The following is a 6,263-nucleotide window of genomic DNA, read 5'->3' on the forward strand; positions in this document are numbered from 1 at the left end:
CCCAAGCCGCTTTGACACGCAAAATGTCGCCAGAAGAAAAAGTCGAACACAAAGCGCGCAAATCGAAAGAACAGCTAGTTAAGCGCATGGGAATTGACCCTGAAAACAACTGGCAAGCACAGTACGAAATTTTACCGGGTAAAGAAAAAGTCGTTGCTGAATTGCGAAAGTTGGCGGAAGACGCTGATGAAATCTATCTCGCGACGGATTTGGATCGCGAGGGAGAAGCCATTGCATGGCACTTGCGTGAAGCGATAGGCGGCGATCCAGATCGCTATCGCCGAGTGGTTTTTAATGAAATTACTAAGTCCGCTATTCAGGATGCTTTTAAAGAGCCTGGTAAATTAGACATCGACCGAGTCAATGCTCAGCAAGCGCGACGCTTTTTGGATCGTGTTGTGGGCTATATGGTTTCGCCATTATTGTGGGCGAAAATCGCACGAGGTTTGTCGGCTGGGCGAGTGCAATCGGTTGCGCTGCGATTGGTCACTGAGCGCGAAAGTGGAATTCGTGCATTTATTCCAGAAGAGTATTGGACCTTATTTGCCAACCTGAATACTGGCCATGGCGATCGTTTGAAGTGTGAGGTTAAGCGCTATAAATCAGAAGCATTTGCGCCTAAGACGCAAGAGCAAACGCAGGTAGCTGTAGACGCCTTACAGGATGCGAAGTATGAAATTATTGCGCGCGATGATAAGCCCACTAAGTCTAAGCCCGGCGCGCCTTACATAACATCAACGTTGCAGCAGGCCGCGAGTACGCGCTTGGGATTTGGCGTTAAGAAAACAATGATATTGGCGCAGCGCTTGTATGAAGCGGGTTTTATTACCTACATGCGTACCGATTCAACCAATTTAAGTGCGGAAGCGGTGAGCAACTGCCGTGACTACATCATCGAAAAGTTTGGTGAGAAATACATTCCAGAGGCACCTGTTAGTTATTCGAGTAAAGAGGGCGCGCAAGAGGCGCACGAAGCGATTCGACCTTCTGAGGTCTCTCGCCTACCTACGCAGTTAACGGGCATGGAGCGTGACGCAGAGCGTTTATACACTCTCATCTGGCAGCAATTTGTAGCTTGCCAAATGGTACCTGCGGAATTCACGAGTACCTCTGTTGTGATCGGCGCTGCTGACTACCAGCTTCGCATCAAAGGGCGAGTTGTTCGCTTTGATGGTTTCATGAAGGTCAGCCCACCGATTAGCAAAAAAGAAGATGACGGCATTTTACCTGACGTAAAAGTGGGTGATGTGTTAACTAAGGATGAGCTGTTACCCAATCAGCATTTCACAAAACCGCCTGCGCGGTTTACTGAAGCAAGCTTGGTTAAAGAGTTGGAAAAACAAGGTATTGGTCGTCCATCGACTTACGCTTCAATTATTTCGACCATCCAGGATCGTGGTTATGTACACGTTCAAAATCGTCGTTTCTACGCCGATAAAATTGGCGACATAGTGACTGACCGTTTGGTTGAAAGCTTTCGTGAACTAATGGACTATAGTTTTACCGCCAATATGGAAGCGATGCTTGATACCGTGGCGGAAGGTAATAAAGATTGGATTGAGCTTTTAAATGAGTTTTATTCCGATTTTACCAATCAGTTGACGAAGGCTTCTGGTGATGAGTTTGGTATGCGCAATAATGCGCCGACCGAAACGGATATTACGTGTGAAAAATGTGCCCGTCATATGCAAATTCGCACGGGCAGTACAGGCGTATTTTTGGGGTGTTCGGGTTATGCCTTGCCGCCCAAAGAACGCTGTAAAAGCACAATGAATTTAGTGCCGGGTGAAGAAGCTGTCAGTATGGATGCTGACGATGACGAGGCCGAAACGCTCCAGTTGCGCAGCAAGCGTCGTTGCCCTAAATGCAACACGGCGATGGAGAATTATTTGTTGGATGAGTCTCGCAAGTTACATATTTGCGGTAGTAATCCAGACTGTAATGGTTACGAGATAGAGAAGGGCGCCTTTAAAATTAAAGGTTATGAGGGGCCCACGCTGGAGTGTGATAAGTGCGAAGCTGAAATGCAGCTTAAGAATGGCCGCTTTGGTAAGTACTTTGGCTGCATGAATGAAGAGTGCAAGAATACGCGTAAGTTACTGCGCAACGGTGAGGCGGCTCCACCTAAAATGGACCCCGTCGATATGCCGCATTTAACGTGCCTGAAAGTGGAGGACCATTACGTTTTACGCGATGGCGCTTCCGGCATGTTCTTGGCGGCTAGTCAGTTTCCTAAAAACCGTGAAACGAGAGCGCCGCTGGTGAAAGAACTGATTACCGTTAAAGATCAGTTGGATCCGAAGTATGCGCATCTCTTGAAGGCGCCTCAAGAAGATAGCGATGGTAATGATACCGTTGTGCGCTATAGCCGAAAGACCAAAGAGCAGTACGTGCAGTCTGAGCTTGAAGCTAAGCCAACAGGCTGGAAGGCTTTTTATGAGGGCAGCAGGTGGGTCGTTCAAGAAAAGCCCGTCAAAAAGGCGCCAGCTAAAAAAGCACCGGCAAAAAAAGCTAAAAAGAGCGATTAGTTTCAGTGGCTGATGTTGCACTTATACGTTTTGTGGACGACCAGCGCGCGCAAGTGCGCTGGCTACTTTCACAGTTAGCCAATGTTGAATCGCTAAGCGCGCTATCCCAAAGGACTTTCTTAACCGCAACAGTTCGCGCGATGCATAATGCCTTAACCGGTTATTTCGCGGAGTGCACGCAAAAACGTTATCAGCCACACGCCTGGCTTTCGTTATTGGGGGCCGCGGGTAGTTTTGCGGCGATGCGTAAAGTTGCACCATGCGAAGCTCATTTGGTCGCTAGCTGGCTTGCCCAAGAGGCGGATGCTACATCGCCTTTGGCAGCTGTGCTCGCGGTGTTGGCTTCTGTGGGGGTGCCGGAATCATCACAATACCGATCGTCTCTGCTGGTTGATACATCGTTATCAGCGATGGCACCTAAGGCTGAATCGCTAATTGCCAGCTCAAGCGGTGGTGAGGTATTTGTTGGGCCAGAGCTGAGTTGTTCTTGGGCAGAGTTAGATGCCTTGATGTTGTATGAGCGCTCGCAAGCTTTGGAGTGTTAGTCATTGTGGTGAAGCAAACATTTAAAGTGGTAAGAAGTTGAGTATGTCTACAGACAGTGATGAGCCGTTGCTCTATGAGGTTGTTGAGTTTCCCGATGGTGAGGTTGGCTTATGCCGTGCCGGCGAGGGTCGCTCCGATGGAGAGCCGTTAGTCACTATTCGTTTTTCAGAAGAGTCTCGATACTTTCTTGAAGCTGCGCTTGAAAATGGTGCGATTAGCGTAGCTAAAGCCATGATTGAAGCCGGTTTGGATGCGGTACAAGACCTCCAGTCTGAGGTTCAAGATGAGGACGATAAAGTCGTTTCTCACTTAGTGCATTAATAACGTCCTCTTTGTCGCTAGTTTGGCTATCATTTGAGCTGCATGCTCCGGTTTGCTAACATGCGCACCCTTGCTTGGTGTTAGGCCAAGCCTCCCTCCCTAATATGTTGAGTAGTATGTTCAATTTAATCTATCGAACCCCGTCTAATTTAAAAAATGACGTGCTGTCCGGCACGACTGTCGCTTTCGCGTTAGTACCTGAAGCTGTTGCTTTTGCTTTTGTTGCAGGGCTGGAGCCCATGATTGGCTTATACGCGGCCTTTATGATGGGGCTTATTACAGCCGTTGTGGGTGGTAGGCCGGGGATGATATCGGGTGCAACAGGCGCGACTGCTGTCGTTATGGTCGGCTTGGTTGCATTATATGGAGTGGAGTACCTGTTTGCGGCGGTGCTGCTGTCGGGCTTGTTTCAGATTCTTGCAGGGGTGTTTCGCTTAGGTAAATACATTCGCATGGTACCGCACCCTGTAATGCTGGGCTTTGTTAATGGCTTGGCCATTGTTATTTTCCTCGCACAACTGGGGCAGTTCTTTATCAATAACGATGTTGGCGAGAAGGTCCTAATGACCGGCTCTGCAATGTATACAATGCTGGGTTTAATTGCTGTAACGATGGCAATTATTCACTTTTTGCCGAAGTTAACAAAAGCGGTGCCTTCTTCTTTGGTTGCCATTGTTGTTGTGACACTTTTAGTGCATAGCTTGGGGCTTGATGCGCGTACAGTCATTGATTTTGTACGCGATATGCTACCTGCTGATCAAGCCGCGACAGCGACGCTTGAGGGTAGTTTGCCCACATTTTCTATCCCTGCAGTTCCGTTTACCTGGGAGACACTGAAAATCATTCTGCCAACGGCGCTCATTTTGGCAGCGGTAGGTTTGATTGAGTCTTTACTGACCTTAACATTAATCGATGAAATAACGGGGACGCGTGGCCGCGGTAATCGTGAGTGTATTGGTCAGGGTGTTGCGAATGCGACTAATGGTTTTTTTGGCGGCATGGGTGGTTGTGCAATGATTGGCCAAAGTATGATCAATATTAACTCTGGTGGCCGAGGCCGGATGTCTGGCATTACAGCTGCACTGGTTTTGCTGGCCTTTATTTTATTTGGAGCACCATTGATTGAGGTTATTCCCTTGGCGGCTTTGGTGGGCGTCATGTTTATGGTCGTACTCGGTACCTTTGAGTGGGCCTCTTTGAGAATGTTTCGGAAGATTCCAATGTCGGATGCTTTCATTATTGTATTGGTGTCGGGCATTACTGTTGTTGCGGATCTGGCAATTGCTGTGATCGTTGGTGTGATTGTGTCTGCGTTGGTTTTTGCGTGGAAGCATGCGCAACATATCGAAGCGAAAGAAAGTGTTGATGAGAAGGGGATGAAAATCTACGCGCTTCGAGGGCCGCTGTTTTTTGGTTCGGCCAGCAATTTCAAAGAGCTATTTACACCAGAAACAGATCCAGAGCATGTGGTTATTGAATTTGCGCGATCCAGAGTTAGTGATCACTCGGGAATCGAGGCGTTAGATAGTCTTGCTGTAAGGTATACGGCGCTCGGGAAAAAGCTTCATATTCGACATTTAAGTCCAGAGTGCATTAAGTTATTGGAGAATGCGGGGGATCTGTGTGAAGTGAACCGTCTAGAGGACCCTGAGTATCATGTAGTGAGCGATAAATTAGGTTAGTTCTTCTAAAAAGGGTCACTTGAGTGACCCTTTTTTATTGCTGCTTAAGCCAACTCGGCGTCTTTGCAGCAGTCTTGGTATTGCTGGTAGTAATCCTTTAAATACTCTTCGAACGGTTTTTGTGGGTCGGCCTCTTCGCTCAGTTGCAGGTGCAGCGATTCTTCGCTCATATCGCTATAGCGTTTATAAAGCTCGTCGGTCAAAGGCTTGCTGTTGAATATGGCCTTGTGTGCAGCGGCTTGCGATAGACCAAACTCTGTATGCGACAATCCATTATCAAGGGCTGCCATTACTTGCCCCGATGGCGTACGTTCTGGTTCGTGGAGTTTGTTTTCGGCGGACGCTATGGCAGCGCAATACGTACCGCTCTCTCCTGAGGCGGTGTTCAGCATGTCGGCAATGGGTTTCATTCCATCAAGGATTTCAAGTCCCCACTCGCTAAGCTTAACTTCTTTCCCGCTTTGCCCAATAAGGGTGAGCCCTTGCTTTCGACCTTCGGTGACGACCCTGCTTTGGTTAGTTGCCGTGTTTGCAAATTCCGTTTGATCGCATTTAGGGCTGGGTAGAAGTAGGCAATACATTAAAAACGTATCTAGCAGGTGAATCGTAGAGCCCGATATACCGACAGGACTGAAGGGATCTAAATCTAAGCAACGAACCTCAAGGTACTCAACGCCACGTTTGCACAGTGCAGTGAGGGCTGTTTCGCCGGCATGGGCGGTACGCTTTGGTCGTATGGGGCTGTAAAACTCATTCTCGATTTGCAGCAGGCTTTGGTTAAGTTGGCGTTTCCCGTTTTGCTCTATGGATTTGTAGTCCTCGTAGGACGTGTGAATAGCCTTACTTAGAGTGCTTGTGTAAGAGGGGAGTGTGTTATAGCAGACAAAAAGTTCTGATTGCGCTGAGCTTTGATATCCGAGATCGCCCATTCTTAATGAGGTGGCATAGGGTAGGCCGAGTGTGTTTTTACCAATATTTTGAAGGTTGTGTTTTCTGTCCGAAACAAAGCTGGCGTCAACAGCGGGAGATGCGCCAAATAGATAAATAAGTAGCCAATAGTAGCGTCTGAAGTTGCGAATAAGGTGAAAATACTTGTCGGTAATATAGGTGTCTAAGCAGAGCGTACTTTGCTCTTCGTTATGCAGGTGTGCCCAAAAAGCGCGGGGTAGCGAAAAGTTGTAGTGAA

Annotated in this window: 5 protein-coding genes; 4 read left to right on the plus strand and 1 reads right to left on the minus strand. The window is 48.0% G+C overall.

The features are described 5' to 3' along the window. From topA to AC3A8L_RS00940, 4 genes are all read left to right on the plus strand, one after another. On the plus strand, positions 1–2,528 hold a 2,528-nt coding region (topA, locus tag AC3A8L_RS00925), incomplete at its 5' end, for a type I DNA topoisomerase (RefSeq protein ID WP_487960332.1). A 5-nt stretch (positions 2,529–2,533) separates the two neighbouring features. Then, a complete protein-coding gene (locus AC3A8L_RS00930; protein WP_487960333.1) occupies positions 2,534–3,073 on the plus strand; it encodes a hypothetical protein in 540 nt (179 codons plus the stop codon). A 43-nt stretch (positions 3,074–3,116) separates the two neighbouring features. Continuing rightward, entirely contained in the window at positions 3,117–3,395 is a 279-nt protein-coding gene (locus tag AC3A8L_RS00935) for a hypothetical protein (RefSeq protein WP_487960334.1), read from the plus strand. A gap of 116 nt (positions 3,396–3,511) precedes the next feature. Beyond that, complete coding sequence (locus AC3A8L_RS00940; RefSeq protein WP_487960335.1) at positions 3,512–5,077, plus strand: SulP family inorganic anion transporter; 1,566 nt, start codon at positions 3,512–3,514, stop codon at positions 5,075–5,077. A 44-nt stretch (positions 5,078–5,121) separates the two neighbouring features. On the opposite strand, the gene AC3A8L_RS00945 is transcribed toward AC3A8L_RS00940, so the two are convergent. Then, a partial coding sequence (locus AC3A8L_RS00945; RefSeq protein WP_487960336.1) for a glutamate--cysteine ligase occupies positions 5,122–6,263 on the minus strand: 1,142 nt, incomplete at its 5' end.

The sequence above is a fragment of the Marinagarivorans sp. genome, from assembly GCF_982758155.1.

What these genes read in the sequence shown, in the direction of transcription:
- AC3A8L_RS00935 (WP_487960334.1), top strand. Translation starts at nt 3,117, where the DNA reads ATGTCTACAGACAGTGATGAGCCGTTGCTCTATGAGGTTGTTGAGTTT.
- AC3A8L_RS00940 (WP_487960335.1), top strand. Translation starts at nt 3,512, where the DNA reads ATGTTCAATTTAATCTATCGAACCCCGTCTAATTTAAAAAATGACGTG.